Here is a 21,176-nt window from a genome sequence, read left to right on the forward strand (position 1 = left end):
CCAGCGCATATTTACCTGACGCCCGGCGATCCAAATGTGGGAGCGGGCTTGCTCGCGAAGGCGGCCTGGCAGTCAACACAGTTGGATTGTGTACATATCCATTGCTGCGGTAACGGCTACTTAGGGTTCCGCCCTGACGGCGGCTCACTTTTGAACAGCGCAAAAGTAAGCAAAACGCTCTTGCCCCACCACTCGGCACCTCGCTTAGGCTCGGTGTGCCCGTAATCCGCCAGTGATTTGGGGGGGCCGCCGCCACGCGCCATCCATGGCGCGGGGCGGCTAAACCGGCATCCCTGCCGGTTTACCCCCCAAATCCCTGTCGAATTCCGGCCAGCGTGGTTTAACGGGGCGCCAGAGATCAAAAGCAGATCAAGAGCAAGATCAAGAGCGACTCGCTTCGCATCGTGGTTACCGTCTGCTGCTACAGCCCACAAAGTTGTGTAGATACCTATGCTGCGATAGCGGTGTATCAGCCTAGGATGTGCTGGCTGACACACCGCTATCGCAGGCAAGCCAGCTCCCACATTGTTTTTGTATTACTCACACAATCTGTTTCCACTCCGCGCACCAATTTGTTACCGAATGCCCCAGCGTGACGCAACGCCGCGCTGTCGTGACAAATTCTCTTTGCCATAAAATATTTCCGTAAGAAATTTCATCAACTCTCCAGGCCTTGATTATCAAGGCTTGCGCGCACCTTCGGAAAAATTCGGCAGAGCCCATTTCAAAAGTTGGCCGCTTGATTGCATATGCTTGTACATACAAGTAAAGATGTGTGCGTAAGACCTCGCACCATCCATGTCCGCGCATCGATCGCCGAGGAGTCCTAGCTGTGACCAAGCCTACAAAATACCGTGACGTCGAAATCCGCGCCGCCCGCGGTAACAAGCTCACCGCCAAAAGCTGGCTGACCGAAGCGCCGCTGCGCATGCTGATGAACAACCTCGACCCGCAAGTGGCCGAGAACCCCAAGGAGCTGGTGGTGTACGGCGGTATCGGCCGCGCGGCGCGCAACTGGGAGTGCTACGACCAGATCGTCGAGAGCCTCACCAATCTGAACGATGACGAAACCTTGCTGGTGCAATCCGGTAAGCCGGTCGGCGTGTTCAAGACCCACAGCAACGCCCCCCGCGTGCTGATCGCCAACTCCAACCTGGTGCCGCACTGGGCCAGCTGGGAGCATTTCAACGAACTGGATGCCAAGGGCCTGGCCATGTACGGCCAGATGACCGCCGGCAGCTGGATCTACATCGGTAGCCAGGGCATTGTCCAAGGCACCTACGAAACCTTCGTGGAAGCCGGCCGCCAGCATTACAACAGCGACCTGACCGGCCGTTGGGTGCTCACCGCCGGCCTCGGCGGCATGGGCGGCGCGCAGCCATTGGCCGCGACCCTGGCCGGCGCCTGCTCGCTGAACATCGAGTGCCAACAAGTCAGCATCGACTTCCGCCTCAACAGCCGTTACGTCGACGAGCAGGCCACCGACCTCGACGACGCCCTGGCGCGCATCGCCAAGTACACCAAGGAAGGCAAGGCCATCTCCATTGCGCTGCTGGGCAACGCCGCAGAGATCCTGCCAGAACTGGTCAAGCGTGGCGTGCGTCCGGACATGGTCACCGACCAGACCAGCGCCCACGATCCACTCAACGGTTACCTGCCGGCCGGCTGGACCTGGGACGAATACCGCGCTCGCGCCAAGACCGAGCCAGCCGCCGTGATCAAGGCCGCCAAGCAGTCGATGGCCGTACACGTCAAAGCCATGCTCGAATTCCAGAAGCAAGGCATCCCGACCTTCGACTACGGCAACAACATCCGCCAGATGGCCCAGGAAGAGGGCGTGGAAAACGCGTTCGACTTCCCAGGTTTCGTACCGGCCTACATCCGCCCACTGTTCTGCCGTGGCATCGGCCCGTTCCGTTGGGCGGCGCTGTCTGGTGACCCGCAGGACATCTACAAGACCGACGCCAAAGTCAAAGAACTGATCCCCGACGACGCCCACCTGCACAACTGGCTGGACATGGCTCGCGAGCGCATCAGCTTCCAGGGCCTGCCGGCACGTATCTGCTGGGTCGGCCTGGGCCAGCGTGCCAAGTTGGGCCTGGCGTTCAACGAAATGGTGCGCAGCGGCGAGCTGTCCGCGCCGGTCGTGATCGGCCGTGACCACCTGGACTCCGGCTCGGTCGCCAGCCCGAACCGCGAAACCGAAGCCATGCAGGACGGCTCCGACGCTGTGTCCGACTGGCCATTGCTCAACGCCTTGCTCAACACCGCGAGCGGCGCCACCTGGGTCTCGCTGCACCACGGTGGTGGTGTGGGCATGGGCTTCTCCCAGCACTCGGGGATGGTGATCGTCTGCGACGGTACTGACGAAGCGGCCGAGCGGATTGCCCGCGTCTTGCACAACGACCCGGCCACCGGGGTGATGCGCCATGCCGATGCGGGTTATCAGATTGCTATCGACTGCGCTAAAGAGCAGGGCCTGAACCTGCCGATGATCAAGTAACGGCTGGCGTAGAACCTGTGGGAGCTGGCTTGCCTGCGATGCAGACGACGCGGTCTGACAGTAAGACCGAGGCGATGCTATCGCAGGCAAGCCAGCTCCCACAGAAGAGCAAGATGCATACAAAACAATCCATCAGAGGTTGAACAACATGGCTGCAAACGACACCACCCCGTTGATCGAGAGACGTTCGATCGACTACATCCCGGAAGCGGAAAGACATGGTCGTCTATTCAGTCAATTCACCCTGTGGATGGGTGCCAACCTGCAGATCACTGCGATTGTCACCGGGGCGTTGGCCGTGGTGCTGGGTGGTGATGTGTTCTGGTCGTTGATCGGCTTGCTCATCGGTCAACTGATCGGCGGTGGCGTCATGGCGCTGCATGCGGCGCAAGGGCCCAAGCTTGGCCTGCCGCAGATGATTTCCAGTCGGGTGCAGTTCGGCGTGTACGGCGCGGCCATTCCGATCGTGCTGGTGTGCTTGATGTACCTGGGCTTCACCGCCACTGGTACCGTGCTGTCGGGCCAGGCGCTGGGCCAGTTGTTCGGGGTCAGCGACAGCGTCGGCATCCTGATCTTCGCCAGTGTCATCGTGCTGGTTACGGTGCTGGGTTACCGCGTGATTCACTTCATCGGCCGGGTCGCCAGCCTGATTGGCGTGGTTGCTTTTGTGTACCTGTTCAGCCGCCTGATGAGCCAGACCGACGTTGGCGCGCTCCTGCAAATCCGCCACTTCAGCTGGAGCAGCTTCCTTTTGGCCGTGTCACTTGCGGCCTCCTGGCAGATCGCCTTCGGCCCTTACGTGGCGGACTACTCGCGTTATCTGCCGAGCCGCACGTCATCGGTGAAAACCTTTCTGGCTGCTGGCGCAGGTTCGGTCATCGGTGCCCAAGTGGCGATGGTCCTCGGCGTGTTTGCTGCGGCGATGTCCAATGGTCAGTTTGCCGGCCACGAGGTGGCGTACATCGTGGGCTTGAGCGGCACGGGGGCCACCGCTGCGTTGCTGTACTTCAGCATCGCGTTCGGCAAGGTCACCATCTCGACGCTCAATTCCTACGGCAGCTTCATGTGCATCGCCACTATCATCAGCGGCTTTCGTGGGCGCCTGGAAGTCACGCGTCTGCAGCGTCTGGTGTTCGTGCTGTTGATTGTCGGCACGGCCACGCTGATCGCGTTGCTCGGCCAGCATTCATTCCTCGGTGCATTCAAGTCGTTCATTTTGTTCCTGCTGGCGTTCTTTACGCCCTGGAGTGCGATCAACCTGGTGGATTACTACTGCATCACCCGCGAGCGTTATGACGTGCCGGCGCTGGCCGACCCGAACGGTCGCTACGGCCGCTGGAACCTGCTGGGCATCAGCGTCTACGTATTCGGCGTGCTGGTGCAGTTGCCGTTCATCTCCACCAAGTTCTACACCGGCCCCTTGGTGGCCGCGCTGGGGGATGTGGATATCTCCTGGATCATCGGCCTGGTACTGCCGGCGGCCCTGTATTACGTGTGTGCGAAAAAATGGCACGGCACGGTACCCGATCACCTGATCCTGCCAAAAGAGCAGGGCGCTTCACCCATAACAAACGAGCTGGCTGCACAAGCCTGATGGGACGTGGACAGGGCAGGACGCCTACTGACTGCCGTAATCCATTTCATGATTGGGAGCGTCACAACAATGACTATGAATAAGACCTTGCTGGCTACGTTGTTCGCCGCTGGCGTGCTGGCAAGTGCCGGCGCCCAGGCGGCCGGCTGGTGTGAATCCGGCAAGCCGGTGAAATTCGCCGGCCTGAATTGGGAAAGCGGCATGTTGCTCACCGACATCCTGCAAACCGTGCTGGAAAAAGGCTACGACTGCAAAACCGACAGCTTGCCGGGTAACTCCATCACCATGGAAAACGCCCTGGGCAGTAACGACATCCAAGTGTTCGCCGAGGAGTGGGTAGGCCGCAGCGAGGTCTGGAACAAAGCCGAGAAGGCCGGCAAAGTCGTCGGCGTCGGGGCTCCGGTGGTCGGTGCGGTCGAAGGCTGGTACGTGCCGCGCTATGTGATCGAAGGCGACGCCAAGCGCAAGCTGGAAGCCAAGGCGCCGGACCTAAAAAGCATTGCCGACCTGGCCAAATACGCCTCGGTGTTCAAGGATCAGGAAGAGCCGTCCAAAGGCCGCTTCTACAACTGCCCGGCCGGCTGGACCTGCGAGCTGGATAACAGCGAAATGCTCAAGAGCTACGGCCTGGAAAGCACCTACACCAACTTCCGCCCGGGCACCGGCCCGGCGCTGGATGCGGCGGTGCTGTCGAGCTACAAACGCGGCGAGCCGATCCTGTTCTACTACTGGTCACCGACGCCGCTGATGGGCCAGGTCGACCTGGTCAAGCTGGAAGAAAAGCCCGGCGTGGATAAAACCGTGAGCATCAAGGTCGGCCTATCCAAGACTTTCCACGAGCAAGCCCCGGAACTGGTGGCCGTGCTGGAAAAGGTCAACCTGCCCATCGACCTGCTGAACCAGAACCTGGGCCGCATGGCCAAGGAGCGGATCGAGTCGCCGAAACTGGCGAAAATATTTCTCAAGGAACATCCTGAAGTCTGGCACGCCTGGGTGAGCGAAGACGCAGCCAAGAAAATCGACGCGGCCTTGTAGGTCAAGGGTGCACGGCTACCCTCAAGGGTGGCCGGGCGGCTGGCCACAACCCACTGGATCGAGAGCACGATATGTTTCCTGAGAGTTTTACCTTTTCCATCGCCGACTGGGTCAACGGTTGGGTGGACGCACTGGTCACCAACTACGGCGATGTGTTCCGGCACATCTCCGACACGCTGCTGTGGGCCATCGTCAACCTGGAAGGCCTGCTGCGCGCGGCGCCCTGGTGGCTGATGCTGGCCATCGTCGGCGGTATTGCCTGGCACGCCACTCGTAAAGTGGTGACCACGGCGGTGATTGTCGGCTTGCTGTTCCTGGTGGGCGCGGTTGGCCTGTGGGACAAGCTGATGCAAACCCTGGCATTGATGATGGTGGCCACGGTGATCTCGGTGTTGATCGGCATACCCCTGGGCATCCTGTCGGCGCGCAGTAATCGCCTGCGCTCGGTGCTGATGCCGCTGCTGGACATCATGCAAACCATGCCCAGCTTCGTGTACCTGATCCCGGTGCTGATGCTGTTCGGCCTGGGCAAGGTCCCGGCGATTTTCGCCACGGTGATCTACGCCGCGCCGCCGCTGATTCGCCTCACAGACCTGGGCATACGCCAGGTCGATGGCGAAGTCATGGAAGCTATCAACGCCTTCGGTGCCAACCGCTGGCAGCAACTGTTCGGCGTGCAATTGCCGCTGGCGCTGCCAAGCATCATGGCCGGTATCAACCAGACCACCATGATGGCGCTGTCGATGGTGGTGATCGCCTCGATGATCGGTGCCCGTGGCTTGGGTGAAGACGTGCTCGTCGGCATCCAGACCCTCAACGTTGGCCGTGGCCTTGAAGCCGGGCTGGCGATCGTGATTCTTGCAGTGGTCATCGACCGCATTACCCAGGCTTATGGCCGCCCACGGCATGAGGCGAGCAAATGACGACTGTCAGCAAAATCGAAGTTAAAAACGTCTTCAAGATTTTCGGCGCGCGCGCCCAGGATGCGCTGGCCATGGTCGGCCAGGGCAAGACCAAAGACCAGGTACTGGCCGAGACCGGTTGCGTGGTCGGTGTGAATGACCTGTCCCTGAGCATCGGCACCGGTGAGATCTTTGTGATCATGGGCTTGTCGGGTTCGGGCAAATCCACCCTGGTGCGCCATTTCAACCGCCTGATCGACCCCACCAGCGGCGCGATCCTCGTGGACGGCGAAGACATCCTGCAACTGGACATGGAAGCCCTGCGCCAATTCCGTCGGCACAAGATCAGCATGGTGTTCCAGAGCTTCGGCCTGCTGCCGCACAAGAGCGTGCTCGACAACGTTGCCTACGGCCTCAAAGTGCGTGGCGAGACCAAGCAGGTCTGCGCCGAACGTGCGTTGCACTGGATCGAAACCGTGGGCCTCAAGGGCTACGAAAACAAATATCCGCACCAGCTGTCCGGCGGCATGCGCCAGCGCGTGGGCCTGGCTCGCGCCTTGGCGGCTGACACCGACATCATCCTGATGGACGAAGCCTTCAGCGCCCTCGACCCGTTGATCCGCGCCGAGATGCAAGACCAGTTGCTCGAACTGCAAAAGACCCTGCACAAGACCATCGTGTTCATCACCCACGACCTCGACGAGGCCGTGCGCATCGGCAACCGCATTGCGATCCTCAAGGACGGCAAGCTGATCCAGGTCGGCACCCCGCGAGAGATTCTGCATTCGCCGGCGGATGAGTATGTGGACCGCTTTGTTCAGCGGCGGGCGGCGGTGGTCTGATCCGGGCTGTGTGGTGAGCCTGCTGGCGCTTTCGCGAGCAAGCCCGCTCCCACATTTGGAATGCATTCCCCCTGTGGGAGGCGGGCTTGCTCGCGAAGAGGCCGGCAATGCTGCCTAAGAGTTGAAGAAGGTATAAAGATGTCCCAGGCAACAACAATCATCATCGCCGACACCCCAATGCGCTGGCAGGACGTCACCGCCGTTGCCCGTCACGGCGCCGTGCTCGAACTCTCCGGCCACGCCTGGGCGCGCATCGACAATGCCCAAGCCATCGTGCAACGCATCGTCACCAGCGGCGAGCGCGCCTATGGCGTCAACACCGGCCTGGGCGCGCTGTGCAACGTCTCGCTCAAGACCGAGCAACTGAGCCAACTGTCGCGCAATACGCTGCTGAGCCATGCCTGTGGCGTCGGCCCGGTGCTCAGCGATGAGCAAACCCGCGCGATCATCTGCGCGGCGATCATCAACTACAGCCACGGCAAGTCCGGCCTGCATCCGCAGGTGGTGCACGCGCTGCTGGCGCTGCTCAACCACGGCATCACCCCGCAAGTGCCGTCCCAAGGCTCGGTGGGGTACCTGACCCACATGGCCCATATCGGCGTGGCCCTGTTGGGGGTTGGCAATGTGAGCTACCGCGGCCAGATCGTCACGGCGCAACACGCGTTGCACGCTGAAGGTTTGCAGCCGGTGGTACTCGGTGCCAAGGACGGCCTATGCCTGGTCAACGGCACGCCGTGCATGACCGGCCTGAGCTGCCTGGCCCTGGCCGATGCGCATCACTTGCTGCAATGGGCCGACGTGATCGGTGCCATGAGTTTCGAAGCCCAGCGCGGCCAGATCGACGCCTTCGACGAGGCCATCATCGCCCTCAAGCCGCACCCGGGCATGCAGCATGTAGGTATCAACCTGCGTGCCCTGCTCGACGGCAGTGAGGTGATTGCCATCAGTAAAGGTATTCGCACCCAGGACGCCTTGAGCATTCGCTCGATCCCGCAGATTCACGGCGCGGCCCGCGACCAGGTGGAACACGCCACGCGCCAGATCGAGACCGAACTCAACAGCGCCACCGACAACCCGCTGGTGCTGGGCACGCCGGACAATTACCGCGTGGTGTCCCAGGCCAACCCCCACGGGCAGTCCGTCGCGATGGCGGCCGATATGCTCGCCATCGCCATGGCCGAGATCGGCTCGGTGGCCGAGCGCCGCCTGGACCGCCTGGTCAACCCGCATGTCAGCGGCCTGCCAGCCTTTCTGGTGAGCAACCCGGGCGTCAACTCCGGGATGATGATCGTGCAGTACGTCGCCGCGTCCTTGTGCGGGCAGAACCGCCAGTTGGCGCAACCGGCGGTGCTGGACAATTTCGTCACCTCGGGCCTGCAGGAAGACCACTTGAGCATGGGCACCAACGCCGCGCTCAAGCTGCACCAGGTGCTGGCCAACGTCACCCAGATTCTTGCCATCGAGTACCTGCTGGCGGCCCAGGCTTTCGAGTTTCTCAAGGAGCAACGCTTCGGCGCCGGTACCGACCGCGCCTGGCGTCTGCTGCGCGAAGTGGTCCCCGCCTATGAGCAGGACCGCTGGCTGGCGCCGGATATTGCCGCCGCTGCCCAGCTGCTTAAAGACACTGCATTACCGAATTTGCACTGAACACCTAAGAACAATTCACAAGGAGTATGAATGTGACTGCGCTAAACCTGATTCCAGGCCAACTGAGCCTCGCCCAACTGCGTGCCATCTACCAGCAGCCAGTAACCCTCAGCCTGGATGACAGCGCCTCGGCCCAGATCGAAGCCAGCGTTGCCTGTGTGGAGCAGATTCTCGCCGAGAACCGCACCGCCTATGGCATCAACACCGGTTTTGGCTTGTTGGCCTCGACCCGCATCGCCAGCGAAGACCTGGAAAATCTCCAGCGCTCCCTGGTGCTGTCCCATGCTGCCGGCGTCGGTGAGCCGATCAGCGATGCGCTGGTGCGACTGGTCATGGTGCTCAAGGTCAACAGCCTGAGCCGTGGCTTCTCCGGGATTCGTCGCCAGGTGATCGACGCGCTGATCGCGCTGATCAACGCCGAGGTGTACCCGCACATTCCGCTCAAGGGTTCGGTCGGCGCCTCCGGTGACCTGGCGCCGTTGGCACACATGTCCTTGGTACTGCTTGGCGAAGGCAAAGCGCGCCACAAGGGCGAATGGCTGGAGGCTACCGAAGCGCTGAAAATCGCCGGCCTCACGCCGCTGACCCTGGCCGCCAAAGAAGGCCTGGCCCTGCTCAACGGCACCCAGGTGTCCACGGCCTATGCCCTGCGTGGCCTGTTCGAAGGCGAAGACTTGTTCGCCGGTGCCCTCGCGTGCGGCGGCCTCACCGTGGAAGCGGTACTGGGTTCGCGCTCGCCGTTCGATGTGCGTATTCATGCGGCGCGTGGCCAGCGCGGCCAAATCGACTCGGCAGCGGCTTATCGCGACCTGCTCGGTGAAAGCAGCCAGGTGTCCCAATCGCACCAGAACTGCGACAAGGTGCAAGACCCGTATTCCCTGCGTTGCCAGCCGCAGGTCATGGGCGCCTGCCTGACTCAATTGCGCCAGGCCGCCGAGGTGCTGGCGGTAGAAGCCAACGCAGTGTCGGATAACCCGCTGGTCTTTGCCGCCGAGGGCGACGTGATTTCCGGTGGCAACTTCCACGCCGAACCGGTGGCCATGGCTGCCGACAATATGGCGCTGGCCATTGCCGAAATCGGCTCCCTGAGCGAGCGCCGGATTTCGTTGATGATGGACAAGCACATGTCGCAACTGCCGCCGTTTCTGGTGGGCAATGGCGGGGTGAACTCCGGTTTCATGATCGCCCAGGTGACTGCCGCCGCGCTCGCCAGCGAGAACAAGGCGCTGGCCCATCCCCATAGCGTCGACAGCTTGCCGACCTCGGCCAACCAGGAAGACCACGTGTCCATGGCCCCGGCTGCGGGCAAGCGTTTGTGGGAAATGGCCGAGAACACCCGGGGCATCCTCGCGGTGGAATGGCTCGCGGCGTGCCAGGGCCTGGACCTGCGCGACGGCCTGAAGACCTCGCCCAAGCTGGAAAAAGCCCGTGGCATCCTGCGCGGCAAAGTGGCGTTCTATGACAAGGACCGTTTCTTCGCCCCCGACATCAACGCCGCCAGCGAACTGCTCGCCAGCCGCTGCCTGAATGAGCTGGTGCCGGCCAAGTTGCTGCCAAGCCTCTAACACGCCGCCGCCCCCACTGTAGGAGCGAGCTTGCTCGCGAAAATCGCCAACGATTACGCGTTAAACCTGACACACATCAGCGCTCTCAGGTTTTTCGCGAGCAAGCTCGCTCCTACAGGTGAGGGCGCGTTTTTCTCGGATAAGAATAATTAGGGAAGAGAAATGCACCAGCCAGAAAAAGGTTTGAAACGCGGGCTCAACGCCCGACATATTCGCTTCATGGCCCTGGGTTCCGCGATCGGCACCGGGCTGTTCTATGGCTCGGCCTCCGCCATCCAGATGGCCGGCCCGGCCGTGCTGCTGGCCTACCTGATCGGCGGCGCCGCCGTCTTCATGGTGATGCGCGCCCTCGGTGAGATGGCCGTGCACAACCCGGTGTCCGGCTCCTTCGGCCACTACGCCAGCACCTACCTGGGGCCGATGGCCGGGTTTATCCTCGGCTGGACCTACGCCTTTGAAATGATCATCGTCTGCCTTGCCGACGTTACCGCGTTCGGCATCTACATGGGCTTCTGGTTTCCCGAAGTGGCCCGTTGGGTCTGGGTGCTGGGCATCGTGTTTTTGATCGGCGGCCTGAACCTGTGCAACGTCAAAGTCTTTGGCGAGATGGAGTTCTGGCTGTCACTGCTCAAGGTCGGCGCCATTGTGGCGATGATCCTCGGCGGCTTCGGCATCATGTTGTTCGGCATTCACTCGGCAGGCGAAACCCAGGCCAGCGGCCTGAGCAACCTGTGGGCCCACGGTGGCTTCATGCCTAACGGCATCGGCGGGTTGATTGCCTCGTTTGCGGTGGTGATGTTCGCCTTTGGCGGCATCGAAATCATTGGCATCACCGCCGGTGAAGCCAAGGACCCGCAGCGCGTGATCCCCAAGGCAATCAACGCGGTGCCGCTGCGTATCCTGCTGTTCTACGTGCTGACCCTGTTCGTGTTGATGGCGATCTACCCGTGGCCGCAGATCGGCAGCCAGGGCAGCCCGTTCGTGCAGATCTTCAGCAACCTGGGGATTGGCTCGGCGGCGACTATCCTTAATATCGTGGTGATCTCGGCGGCAGTGTCGGCGATCAACAGCGACATCTTTGGCGCCGGCCGCATGATGTACGGCCTGGCTCAACAAGGGCAGGCGCCCAAGGGCTTCGCGCAATTGTCCAAACAAGGCGTGCCATGGATGACCGTGGTGGTCATGGGCGCCGCCTTGCTCGGCGGTGTGGTGCTCAACTACCTGATCCCGGAAAACGTGTTCCTGCTGATCGCCTCGATTGCCACCTTCGCCACCGTGTGGGTCTGGCTGATGATCCTGTTTACCCAGGTCGCCATGCGCCGCTCCATGACCAAGGCGCAGGTCGCCGAACTGAAATTCCCGGTGCCGTTCTGGCCCTATGCGCCGGCAGCGGCCATTGTGTTCATGCTGTTTGTGTTTGGTGTACTCGGTTACTTCCCGGACACCCAGGCGGCGTTGATGGTGGGCGCCGTGTGGATCGTGCTGCTGATCATCGCCTACTGGCTGTGGGTAAAGCCTGCCGCCGGGCAAACGGCCAAGGTCGATTACGACCCGGTTTTGTCTCATCGATAACTTAGGGAGGCGTTGATGAAAACGCTTTGGCAACACTGCCACGTCGCAACCATGGCCAATGGCAAATACTCGATCATCGAGGATGCCGCCATGGTGACTGCTGGCTCGCTCATCGAGTGGGTCGGCCCCCGCAGCCAGGCGCCGACGGCGGATTACGCCCAGGTGCACGACTTGCAAGGCGCGTGGGTCACCCCCGGGCTGATCGACTGCCACACCCATGCGGTGTTTGGTGGTAATCGCAGCGGCGAATTCGAGCAGCGCCTCGAAGGTGTCAGCTACGCCGAGATCGCGGCCAAGGGCGGCGGCATTGCCAGCACTGTGCGTGCCACGCGTGCAGCGACGGAAGATGAATTGTTCCTGAGCGCTGAAAAGCGTCTGCGCAGCCTTTTGCGTGACGGCGTGACCACCGTGGAAATCAAGTCCGGCTACGGCCTGGACCTGGCCAACGAACGCAAGATGCTGCGCGTGGCCCGGCGCCTGGGTGAAGCACTGCCGGTCAGCGTGCGCGCCACCTGCCTGGCCGCCCATGCGTTGCCGCCGGAGTACAAGGACCGCGCCGACGACTACATCGAGCACATCTGCAGCCAGATGCTGCCGGCCCTGGCCGCCGAGGGGTTGGTGGATGCGGTCGATGCCTTCTGTGAGTACCTGGCGTTTTCCACTGAACAGGTCGAGCGGGTGTTCAAGGTTGCTCAGCAACTTGGCCTGCCGGTGAAGCTGCACGCCGAGCAACTCTCGTCGTTGCACGGCTCAAGCCTGGCGGCGCGCTACCAGGCGCTGTCGGCCGACCACCTGGAATTCATGACCGAAGAAGACGCCATCGCCATGGCCGCTGCCGGCACCGTCGCCGTGTTGCTGCCGGGGGCTTTTTACTTCCTGCGTGAAACCCAACTGCCGCCCATGGAGGCCCTGCGCAAACACGGCGTGAAGATCGCCATCGCCAGCGACCTCAACCCCGGCACCTCGCCGGCGCTGTCGGTGCGGCTGATGCTGAACATGGCCTGCACCCTGTTCCGCATGACCCCGGAAGAAGCCCTGGCCGGCGCCACGCAACACGCGGCCACCGCGTTGGGCCTGGGTGATACCCATGGTTCCCTGGAAGTGGGCAAGGTCGCTGACTTTGTCGCCTGGCAGATCGACCGCCCCGCCGACCTGGCCTACTGGCTGGGTGGCGAACTGGATAAACGCGTCGTGCGCCACGGCGTCGACGTCACTGTTTGAGAGGATGCTGTTGTGGATAAGGTTCTGACATTCAAACAAGGCCGCGTACCGCTGCTGATCAGCATGCCCCACGCCGGCCTGCGCCTCACCCCTGCGGTCGAGGCCGGGTTGATCCCCGAGGCGCAAAGCCTGCCGGACACCGACTGGCATATTCCCCTGTTGTATGAGTTTGCCGAAGAACTGGGCGCCAGCACCCTGGCTGCGCAGTACTCGCGGTTTGTCATCGACCTCAACCGGCCTTCCGACAACACGCCGCTGTATGCCGGCGCTACGACCGGCCTGTACCCCGAGACGCTGTTCGACGGCGTGCCGTTGTTCCGTGAAGGGCAAACGCCCTCCGACGAAGAGCGGGCCAGCTACCTGCAAAAAATCTGGGGGCCGTACCACCGTCAACTGCAAGAAGAACTGGCACGCCTCAAGGCCGAGTTCGGCTACGCGCTGCTGTTCGACGCGCACTCGATCCGCTCGGTGATCCCGCACCTGTTTGACGGCAAATTGCCGGACTTCAATTTGGGTACCTTCAACGGCGCTGCGTGCGACCCGCAGCTGGCCAGCCAGCTGGAAGCCATCTGCGCCCAGCATCCGCAATACACCCATGTGCTGAACGGGCGCTTCAAGGGCGGCCATATCACCCGTCACTACGGCAACCCGGCGCAGGATATCCACGCCGTGCAGCTGGAGTTGTGCCAGAGCACCTATATGGAGGAGTTCGAGCCGTTCCGTTATCGCCATGATTTGGCCGAGCCGACGCAGGTGGTGTTGAGGCAGTTGCTGGAAGGGCTGTTGGCTTGGGGGCAGAAGCACTACGGGTAATTGTTGGTGCTGCTGCAATAGCTTTCGCGAGCAAGCCCGCTCCCACGCTTGACCGCGCTCTATCATGAGAATGCGCTCCAAATGTGGGAGCTGGCTTGCCTGCGATAACGGTGGTTCAGCAACACTTTTATCAACTGACACACCGCCATGGCGGCAAAGGGCTGGCCCACGGTTGTTTGCGGGCACGCGGCTAGGTGCCGGAGGTGGATCGGCTGTATGACTATCTGCTTGGTTACCTGAGGCGCCAACTGCTGACACAGGTCTAAGTGCTCAAGGACATGCTCATTGCACAATTCGGGTTTATGATGCCAAACGGCAAAATAATAGACGTCCCCCCAGGGATGAACCCGACACCCTACGGAGCACGCAATGCAGACTTGGTACCCGCAGATCAAACCCTACGCCCGGCACGATCTGGCTGTCGATGACACCCACACCCTGTATGTCGATGAAAGTGGCTCCCCCGAAGGCTTGCCTGTCGTGTTCATCCATGGCGGCCCCGGCTCCGGTTGCGACGCCCAGAGCCGCTGCTATTTCGACCCGAACCTCTACCATATTGTCACCTTCGACCAGCGTGGCTGCGGCCGCTCCACGCCAAGGGCGAGCCTGGAGAACAACACCACTTGGGATCTGGTCGCCGACCTTGAACGCATCCGCGAGCATCTGGGCATCGACAAGTGGGTGCTGTTCGGCGGCTCCTGGGGCTCGACCCTGGCCCTGGCCTACGCGCAAACCCATCCCGAGCGTGTGCTCGGCCTGATCGTGCGCGGCATCTTCCTCGCCCGCCCCCAGGATATTCGCTGGTTCTACCAGGAGGGCGCGAGCCGCCTGTTCCCGGATTACTGGCAGGACTACGTGGCCCCGATCCCGGTGGAGGAGCGCCACGATATGATCGCCGCTTACCACAAGCGCCTGACCGGCAATGACCAGATCGCCCAGATGCACGCGGCCAAAGCCTGGTCGGGCTGGGAAGGCCGCATGTTGGGCCTGTGCCCGAGCCCACAGCATGTGGAGCGTTTTTCCGAGCCGCAGCGCGCCTTGTCCATCGCACGTATCGAATGCCATTACTTCACCAACAACTCCTTCCTGGAACCCAACCAGCTGATTCGCGATATGCACAAGATCGCCCATCTGCCTGGCGTCATCATCCATGGCCGCTACGATATGATCTGCACGCTGGATAACGCCTGGGAACTGCATCAGGCCTGGCCCAACAGTGAGTTGCAGGTGATCCGCGAGGCCGGGCATGCGGCATCCGAACCGGGTATCACTGACGCGCTGGTACGCGCGACCGGCGAAATGGCCCGACGCCTGCTCGACCTGCCGCCTGAAGAAGCATGAAGGGCCTGTTGCAGCGGGTGCGTGGCGCCCGGGTCGAGGTCGCGGGTGAGGTGGTAGGCGCGATCGACCAGGGTTTGCTGGTGCTGGTGGCCGTCGAGCCTTCAGATACGCCCGAAAGCGCCGACAAACTGCTGCACAAGCTGCTTAACTATCGGGTGTTCAGTGACGAGGAGGGCAAGATGAACCTGTCCCTCAAGGACATCGGCGGCGGTTTGTTGCTGGTGTCGCAGTTCACCTTGGCGGCGGATACCAAAAGCGGGCTGCGGCCCAGCTTCTCCACAGCGGCTCCACCGGCCCTGGGAGCGGCGCTTTTTGATCACTTGTTGTTACAAGCGCAACAATTGCATGGCAAGGTGGCGTCAGGGCGTTTTGGCGCGGATATGCAGGTGCACTTGGTCAATGATGGCCCTGTGACCTTCCTCTTACAGACATGAATGTATGAAAAACGACGTTAATGCCTAAAAACGCAGGGTTTCGCTACAAATACTTCGCTGCCCCTGATGCGTTGTCTCGCGGGCTACTAGATAATCGCGCGCTACGGGGATCAGCGTTGTTTGGTCCATTTTTGACTTAGGTAGAGCCTTGTCCGACAACCGCGTGGGGAATCATTTTGCCCCAGAGGAGTCGGAACATTGCTCGCCAACCTGGCATATAGATAGCTGGCAGTTGGTTTTTTGATCTGTTTTCGGCGAGGGTTGCTCGTGATTGTTAGTCCCTGTAATGCACCAAAATTGTCTGCCAAACGGTTACGAAACGCACTGGTGACGGGCTCCGCCCTGTTTTGCCTGTTCGGCGCGGGTCAACTGTGGGCGTTCAGTCTGGATGATGTGTCGGCCAAGGCAAAAGAGCTGGCTGGGCAGAAATACGAAGCTCCGCGCAGCAATTTGCCGAACGAATTCCGCGAAATGAAATTCGCTGACTACCAGAAAATTCGTTTCCGCAATGAAAAAGCCGAGTGGGCCGATCAGAACACCCCCTTCAAGCTGTCCTTCTATCACCAGGGGATGCATTTCGACACCCCGGTGAAAATCAACGAAGTCACCGCCGACAGCGTGCATGAAATCAAGTACGACCCGACGCGTTTCGATTTCGGCGATGTGAAATTTGATCCTAAAGCCACCGAACAGCTGGGTTACGCCGGTTTCCGTGTGCTTTTCCCGATCAACAAGGCCGACAAGCAAGACGAAATCATGACCATGCTCGGCGCCAGCTATTTCCGCGTCGTGGGCAAGGACCAGGTGTATGGCCTGTCTGCCCGTGGCATGGCGATCGACACCGCATTGCCGTCTGGCGAAGAATTCCCGCGTTTCACCGAGTTCTGGATCGAGCGTCCAAAGCCGGGTGACAAGCACCTGGTGATCTTTGCGCTGCTGGATTCGCCACGCGCCACTGGCGCCTACCGCCTGATCCTGCGCCCTGGCACCGACACCGTGGTGGACGTCAAATCCCAGATGTTCCTGCGTGACAAGGTCAGCAAGCTGGGCGTTGCGCCGTTGACCTCGATGTTCCTGTTCGGCGCCAACCAGCCGTCCAAGGTCCTCAACTATCGTCGCGAGCTCCACGATTCCAGCGGCCTGTCGATCCACGCCGGCAATGGCGAGTGGATCTGGCGCCCGCTGAACAACCCTAAACACCTGTCTGTCAGCAACTTCAGCGTCGAGAACCCGCGTGGGTTCGGCCTGTTGCAGCGTGGTCGCAACTTCAGCCACTACGAAGACCTGGACGACAACTACGACAAGCGCCCAAGCGCCTGGATCGAACCTGAAGGCGACTGGGGCAAAGGCTCTGTCGACCTGGTCGAGATCCCGACCGCCGATGAAACCAACGACAACATCGTGGCCTTCTGGAGCCCGGCCGAACTGCCGGAAGTCGGCAAGCCGCTGGACGTAGCCTACCGCCTGCACTGGACATTGGACGACGCAGCTTTCCATTCGCCGGACAGTGCCTGGGTCAAGCAGACCCTGCGTTCTACCGGTGACGTGAAGCAATCGAACCTGATCCGTCAGCCCGACGGCAGCGTGGCCTACCTGGTGGACTTCGAGGGCCCGTCCCTGAAGAAACTGCTGCCGGACGCGCCGGTACGTAGCCAGGTGAGCGTGGGCGATAACGCCGAACTGGTTGAAAACAGCGTGCGTTACAACGAACACACCAAAGGCTGGCGCCTGACCCTGCGTATGAAGATCAAGGACGCAAGCAAGCCGACCGAAATGCGTGCGGCGCTAGTGCAGGATATCGTGCAGCCTGAGCCTGAGTCGGTTTCCAACCATGTGCTCAAGGCCGACAAAGTCGTGGCCAAGCAGCATGAGAAACAGGCCAAGAAAGACGCCAAGGACAAGGAAGCCAAACAGCCTGAGGCTGCCCCAGCCACACCGGAGCCGATCAAGACCGAGCAAGTCCTGACCGAAACCTGGAGCTATCAGTTGCCTGCCGATGAGTAATTCTCAAGTCAAGCCAGAGACTCTGTCCGAGTACCTGGCGCATCTACCCATGACGGCTGAGCAGCGCGCCGAGCTGGCGGGCTGCACGTCCTTCAGCGAGTTGCACGAGCGCTTGTCGTCCAAGACCTTCGACGCCCCCACCGACGCTGCCCAAGCGTCGGTTGGCCGCCGCTTGACCCTCAACAGCGCCGAAGAACTGGAAGACGCCGAAATGCTGGCGCTCGATGCCAGCGGTCGCGTGTGTCTGAAGGCCACGCCGCCGATCCGTCGGACCAAAGTGGTGCCCGAGCCTTGGCGCACCAACATCCTGGTGCGCGGTTGGCGCCGGATGACCGGTCGCACCAACCCGCCCAAGCCACCGAAAGACGAGCGGGTACTGCCGGCTGCGCGCTGGCGTACCGTGGGCTCGATCCGTCGTTACATCCTGTTGGTGCTGATGCTAGGCCAGACCATCGTGGCCGGCTGGTACATGAAAGGCATCATGCCGTACCAGGGCTGGTCGCTGGTGGACTTCGACGAAATTCGCAACCAGACCCTGCTGCAAACCGCTACCCAGGTACTGCCTTACGCGCTGCAAACCAGCATCCTGATCATGTTCGGGATTCTGTTCTGCTGGGTGTCGGCCGGTTTCTGGACCGCGCTCATGGGCTTCTTGGAACTGCTGACTGGTCACGATAAGTACCGTATCTCCGGTAAAAGTGCCGGCGACGAGCCGATTCCCAAGGATGCGCGCACCGCCCTGGTGATGCCGATCTGCAACGAAGACGTGCCGCGTGTATTCGCCGGCTTGCGTGCAACGTTCGAATCGGTGGCCGCGACCGGTGACCTGGATCGCTTCGACTTCTTCGTGCTCAGCGACAGTAACGACGCCGACATCTGCATCGCCGAACAGCAAGCCTGGCTCGACGTCTGCCGCGAAGCGGGTGGTTTCGGCAAGATCTTCTATCGTCGTCGTCGCCGCCGCGTTAAGCGCAAGAGCGGCAACCTCGACGACTTCTGCCGTCGTTGGGGCGGTGACTACAAGTACATGGTCGTTCTCGACGCCGACAGCGTGATGAGCGGCGAGTGCCTGACCAGCCTGGTGCGCCTGATGGAAGCCACGCCGGATGCCGGGATTATCCAGACCGCGCCGCGTGCGTCGGGCATGGACACCCTGTATGCGCGCATGCAGCAGTTCGCCACTCGCGTGTACGGCCCGCTGTTTACTGCCGGCCTGCACTTCTGGCAGTTGGGTGAGTCCCACTACTGGGGCCACAACGCCATTATCCGTATGAAGCCGTTTATCGAGCACTGCGCCCTGGCGCCGTTGCCAGGTAAGGGCGCGTTTGCCGGTGCGATCCTTTCCCACGACTTCGTTGAAGCCGCGCTGATGCGCCGTGCCGGCTGGGGCGTGTGGATTGCCTACGACCTGCCGGGCAGCTACGAAGAACTGCCGCCGAACCTGCTGGATGAACTCAAGCGTGACCGCCGCTGGTGCCACGGTAACCTGATGAACTTCCGCCTGTTCCTGGTCAAAGGCATGCACCCGGTACACCGTGCGGTGTTCCTCACCGGCGTGATGTCCTACCTGTCGGCGCCGTTGTGGTTCTTCTTTTTGGTGCTGTCCACGGCGTTGCTGGCGGTGAACACGCTGATGGAGCCGCAGTACTTCATGGCTCCGCGCCAGTTGTACCCGCTGTGGCCACAATGGCACCCGGACAAGGCGGTGGCGCTGTTCTCCACCACCATCGTGCTGTTGTTCCTGCCTAAACTGCTGAGCATCATCCTGATCTGGGCCAAAGGCGCCAAAGAGTTCGGTGGCAAGTTCAAGGTGACCCTGTCGATGCTGCTGGAGATGCTGTTCTCCATGCTGCTGGCGCCGGTGCGGATGATTTTCCACACCCGTTTCGTCCTCGCTGCGTTCCTCGGCTGGGCCGCTACTTGGAACTCGCCACAACGTGACGACGACTCCACGCCATGGAGCGAGGCGGTCAAGCGCCACGGTCCGCAAACCGTGCTGGGCTTTTTATGGGCGCTGCTGGTGGTGTGGTTGAACCCAAGCTTCCTGTGGTGGCTGGTGCCGATCGTCGGTTCGCTGATGCTGTCGATCCCGGTGTCGGTGATTTCCAGCCGGGTCAAGCTGGGCCTCAAGTCCCGCGACGAGAGCCTGTTCCTGATCCCTGAGGAATACAATCCGCCGCAAGCCCTGCTGTCGACCGAGCAGTACACCCACGAAAACCGTTGGCACGCCCTCAATGACGGCTTTGTGCGTTCGGTGGTCGACCCGCAGCAGAACGCCCTGGCCTGCGCCTTGGCGACCTCGCGGCACCGTGAGGCAGAGCCCATCGAGTACCTGCGCATGGAGCGTGTTCGCCACGCGTTGAAAGTCGGCCCGGCCGGCCTCAACAACAGCGAACGTTTGGCGCTGCTCAGCGACCCGGTGGCTTTGGCTCGCCTGCATGAGCAGGTGTGGAGCGAAGGTCATGCCGAGTGGCTCGGCGCTTGGCGTGCCTCGATCAAGGCCGATCCGCACGCGCCATTGCTGCCCCTGCAACCACAGTCGCCCCAGGCCCAACCGGCCTGATTCAGGCACCCCCGAAGGCTCACTTCGGGGGTGTTTCAAACGTTGGTCCTACAGCGTTTTTAGCCCCTTCCTTTTTATTCCTAACTCCTTGTTATTTCGAAACAAAAGACCTTTGTTCGAAGCGTATTGCCGTGCCTGCGGCTGGGTTAGGATCGCCCCCCACATTGGACTCGCCACGGGGGCATTCATGATCAAAAGGTATTGTTTGGCATTGCTGATGGGCTTTTTGCTGGGGGGACACGCAGGCCTGCTTTACGCGGGCGCGCTGGACAACGCTGTGCGCCGTGGCGTACTTAAAGTCGGCACCACCCCCAACAACGTGCCGTTCGAAATGCTCGATAGGCAGGGACGCATCGTCGGCTTTGAAATTGACTTGCTCCACGCCATGAGTCGCGCGCTGGGTGTAGAGCTGGAGTTGGTGGCGGTGCCCTACACGGAGTTGCTGCCAGGGCTGACGGCAAACAAATTTGATCTGATTGGCAGCGGCATGACGGTCACCCAAGAGCGCAACCTCAAGCTCAACTTCAGTGACTCGTTTATCGTGGTGGGCCAGACGGTGCTGCTGCATCCGCGCCTGGGCGCGAAGGTGTCCAGTATTGAAGAGCTGGACGACGCCAGTTACCGCGTCGTTACCACCCAAGGCACCACCGGTGAAGCCGCTGCGCAGCGCTTTCTCGTATCCGCTCGGCTCAGCAGTGTGGCTGACCCGGAAGAGGGCGTGCGGCAGGTGGTGGAAGGCAAGGCCGACGCTTTTATCCATGATGCGCCCTACAACCTGATCGCGATGAGTCGGCCACAGAACAGTGCCTTGTTGGCACTGGAGCAACCCTTCACCTTTGAGCCCTTGGCGTTTGGCCTGAAAAAAGGTGATTACGACAGCCTCAATTGGATCAACCACTTTCTCAATCAGATCGCCCAGGACGGCACCTACGATCGCCTGCATGACAAGTGGTTAAGGGACACGGCCTGGATCGCCGAGATCGACTGATCGTCATAACTGCTTACACATCAACCCCTGATCGAGAGGCCGCGCTGAAGCGTCTGCGCCTGCGCTTCTGCGCGCCGCTGTCAGTGTTTTCCGACACACACCGATAACATTTACCGGTGAAACCTTTGTGGCGGACAACGAGTGGGTTAGGA

14 protein-coding genes and 1 pseudogene are annotated in these 21,176 nt (G+C 61.4%); all 15 read left to right on the forward strand.

What is annotated here, in order from left to right:
• Positions 1-832 precede the first annotated feature (832 nt).
• On the forward strand, positions 833-2,503 hold the full coding sequence (gene hutU, locus PSH76_RS01900; protein ID WP_014716533.1) for a urocanate hydratase: 1,671 nt from the start codon (positions 833-835) through the stop codon (positions 2,501-2,503).
• Between the two features lie 148 nt (positions 2,504-2,651).
• On the forward strand, positions 2,652-4,097 hold the full coding sequence (locus PSH76_RS01905) for a cytosine permease (RefSeq protein WP_138761733.1): 1,446 nt from the start codon (positions 2,652-2,654) through the stop codon (positions 4,095-4,097).
• 69 nt (positions 4,098-4,166) lie between these two features.
• Entirely contained in the window at positions 4,167-5,132 is a 966-nt protein-coding gene (locus PSH76_RS01910; protein WP_032893997.1) for an ABC transporter substrate-binding protein, read from the forward strand.
• 71 nt (positions 5,133-5,203) lie between these two features.
• Entirely contained in the window at positions 5,204-6,055 is an 852-nt protein-coding gene (locus PSH76_RS01915; RefSeq protein WP_003187838.1) for a proline/glycine betaine ABC transporter permease, read from the forward strand.
• Positions 6,052-6,876 carry a glycine betaine/L-proline ABC transporter ATP-binding protein gene (locus tag PSH76_RS01920; RefSeq protein ID WP_003187840.1) on the forward strand — a complete coding sequence of 275 codons (825 nt, stop codon included), beginning with the start codon at positions 6,052-6,054 and terminating at the stop codon, positions 6,874-6,876. The genes PSH76_RS01915 and PSH76_RS01920 overlap by 4 nt, the downstream gene beginning before the upstream one ends.
• Positions 6,877-7,014: 138 nt before the next feature.
• Positions 7,015-8,523, forward strand: coding sequence for a histidine ammonia-lyase (gene hutH, locus PSH76_RS01925; protein ID WP_305493523.1), 1,509 nt, complete (start codon positions 7,015-7,017; stop codon positions 8,521-8,523).
• Between the two features lie 26 nt (positions 8,524-8,549).
• Positions 8,550-10,088, forward strand: a complete 1,539-nt coding sequence (gene hutH, locus PSH76_RS01930; RefSeq protein WP_305493524.1) for a histidine ammonia-lyase — start codon at positions 8,550-8,552, stop codon at positions 10,086-10,088.
• Positions 10,089-10,250: 162 nt separating this feature from the next.
• Complete coding sequence (locus PSH76_RS01940; protein WP_014716540.1) at positions 10,251-11,660, forward strand: amino acid permease; 1,410 nt, start codon at positions 10,251-10,253, stop codon at positions 11,658-11,660.
• A gap of 15 nt (positions 11,661-11,675) precedes the next feature.
• Positions 11,676-12,881 (forward strand): imidazolonepropionase, encoded by a 1,206-nt coding sequence (gene hutI, locus PSH76_RS01945; RefSeq protein WP_278918136.1) that lies wholly within the window; start codon positions 11,676-11,678, stop codon positions 12,879-12,881.
• A gap of 12 nt (positions 12,882-12,893) precedes the next feature.
• Positions 12,894-13,694, forward strand: coding sequence for an N-formylglutamate deformylase (gene hutG, locus PSH76_RS01950; RefSeq protein WP_305493525.1), 801 nt, complete (start codon positions 12,894-12,896; stop codon positions 13,692-13,694).
• Positions 13,695-14,063: 369 nt separating this feature from the next.
• Positions 14,064-15,035 carry a prolyl aminopeptidase gene (pip, locus tag PSH76_RS01955; protein ID WP_014716544.1) on the forward strand — a complete coding sequence of 324 codons (972 nt, stop codon included), beginning with the start codon at positions 14,064-14,066 and terminating at the stop codon, positions 15,033-15,035.
• The gene (gene dtd, locus PSH76_RS01960) at positions 15,032-15,469 is read left to right on the forward strand and encodes a D-aminoacyl-tRNA deacylase (protein ID WP_305493526.1); all 438 of its coding nucleotides are present in this window, start codon (positions 15,032-15,034) and stop codon (positions 15,467-15,469) included. The genes pip and dtd overlap by 4 nt, the downstream gene beginning before the upstream one ends.
• Before the next feature lie 267 nt (positions 15,470-15,736).
• Complete coding sequence (locus PSH76_RS01965; protein ID WP_032897635.1) at positions 15,737-17,473, forward strand: glucan biosynthesis protein G; 1,737 nt, start codon at positions 15,737-15,739, stop codon at positions 17,471-17,473.
• Positions 17,466-20,044 (forward strand): annotated as a pseudogene (gene mdoH, locus PSH76_RS01970) (glucans biosynthesis glucosyltransferase MdoH); the annotation flags it as partial. The gene PSH76_RS01965 and the pseudogene mdoH, both read left to right, overlap by 8 nt.
• Before the next feature lie 179 nt (positions 20,045-20,223).
• A complete protein-coding gene (locus tag PSH76_RS01975; protein ID WP_032893987.1) occupies positions 20,224-21,024 on the forward strand; it encodes a transporter substrate-binding domain-containing protein in 801 nt (266 codons plus the stop codon).
• Positions 21,025-21,176 lie beyond the last annotated feature (152 nt).

Source organism: Pseudomonas sp. FP215, assembly GCF_030687795.1.
Taxonomy (GTDB): Bacteria; Pseudomonadota; Gammaproteobacteria; order Pseudomonadales; family Pseudomonadaceae; genus Aquipseudomonas; species Aquipseudomonas salmasensis.

What these genes read in the sequence shown, in the direction of transcription:
- dtd (WP_305493526.1), top strand. Translation starts at nt 15,032, where the DNA reads ATGAAGGGCCTGTTGCAGCGGGTGCGTGGCGCCCGGGTCGAGGTCGCG.
- hutI (WP_278918136.1), top strand. Translation starts at nt 11,676, where the DNA reads ATGAAAACGCTTTGGCAACACTGCCACGTCGCAACCATGGCCAATGGC.
- PSH76_RS01910 (WP_032893997.1), top strand. Translation starts at nt 4,167, where the DNA reads ATGACTATGAATAAGACCTTGCTGGCTACGTTGTTCGCCGCTGGCGTG.
- pip (WP_014716544.1), top strand. Translation starts at nt 14,064, where the DNA reads ATGCAGACTTGGTACCCGCAGATCAAACCCTACGCCCGGCACGATCTG.
- PSH76_RS01975 (WP_032893987.1), top strand. Translation starts at nt 20,224, where the DNA reads ATGATCAAAAGGTATTGTTTGGCATTGCTGATGGGCTTTTTGCTGGGG.
- hutH (WP_305493524.1), top strand. Translation starts at nt 8,550, where the DNA reads ATGAATGTGACTGCGCTAAACCTGATTCCAGGCCAACTGAGCCTCGCC.
- PSH76_RS01940 (WP_014716540.1), top strand. Translation starts at nt 10,251, where the DNA reads ATGCACCAGCCAGAAAAAGGTTTGAAACGCGGGCTCAACGCCCGACAT.
- PSH76_RS01905 (WP_138761733.1), top strand. Translation starts at nt 2,652, where the DNA reads ATGGCTGCAAACGACACCACCCCGTTGATCGAGAGACGTTCGATCGAC.
- PSH76_RS01920 (WP_003187840.1), top strand. Translation starts at nt 6,052, where the DNA reads ATGACGACTGTCAGCAAAATCGAAGTTAAAAACGTCTTCAAGATTTTC.
- PSH76_RS01915 (WP_003187838.1), top strand. Translation starts at nt 5,204, where the DNA reads ATGTTTCCTGAGAGTTTTACCTTTTCCATCGCCGACTGGGTCAACGGT.
- hutH (WP_305493523.1), top strand. Translation starts at nt 7,015, where the DNA reads ATGTCCCAGGCAACAACAATCATCATCGCCGACACCCCAATGCGCTGG.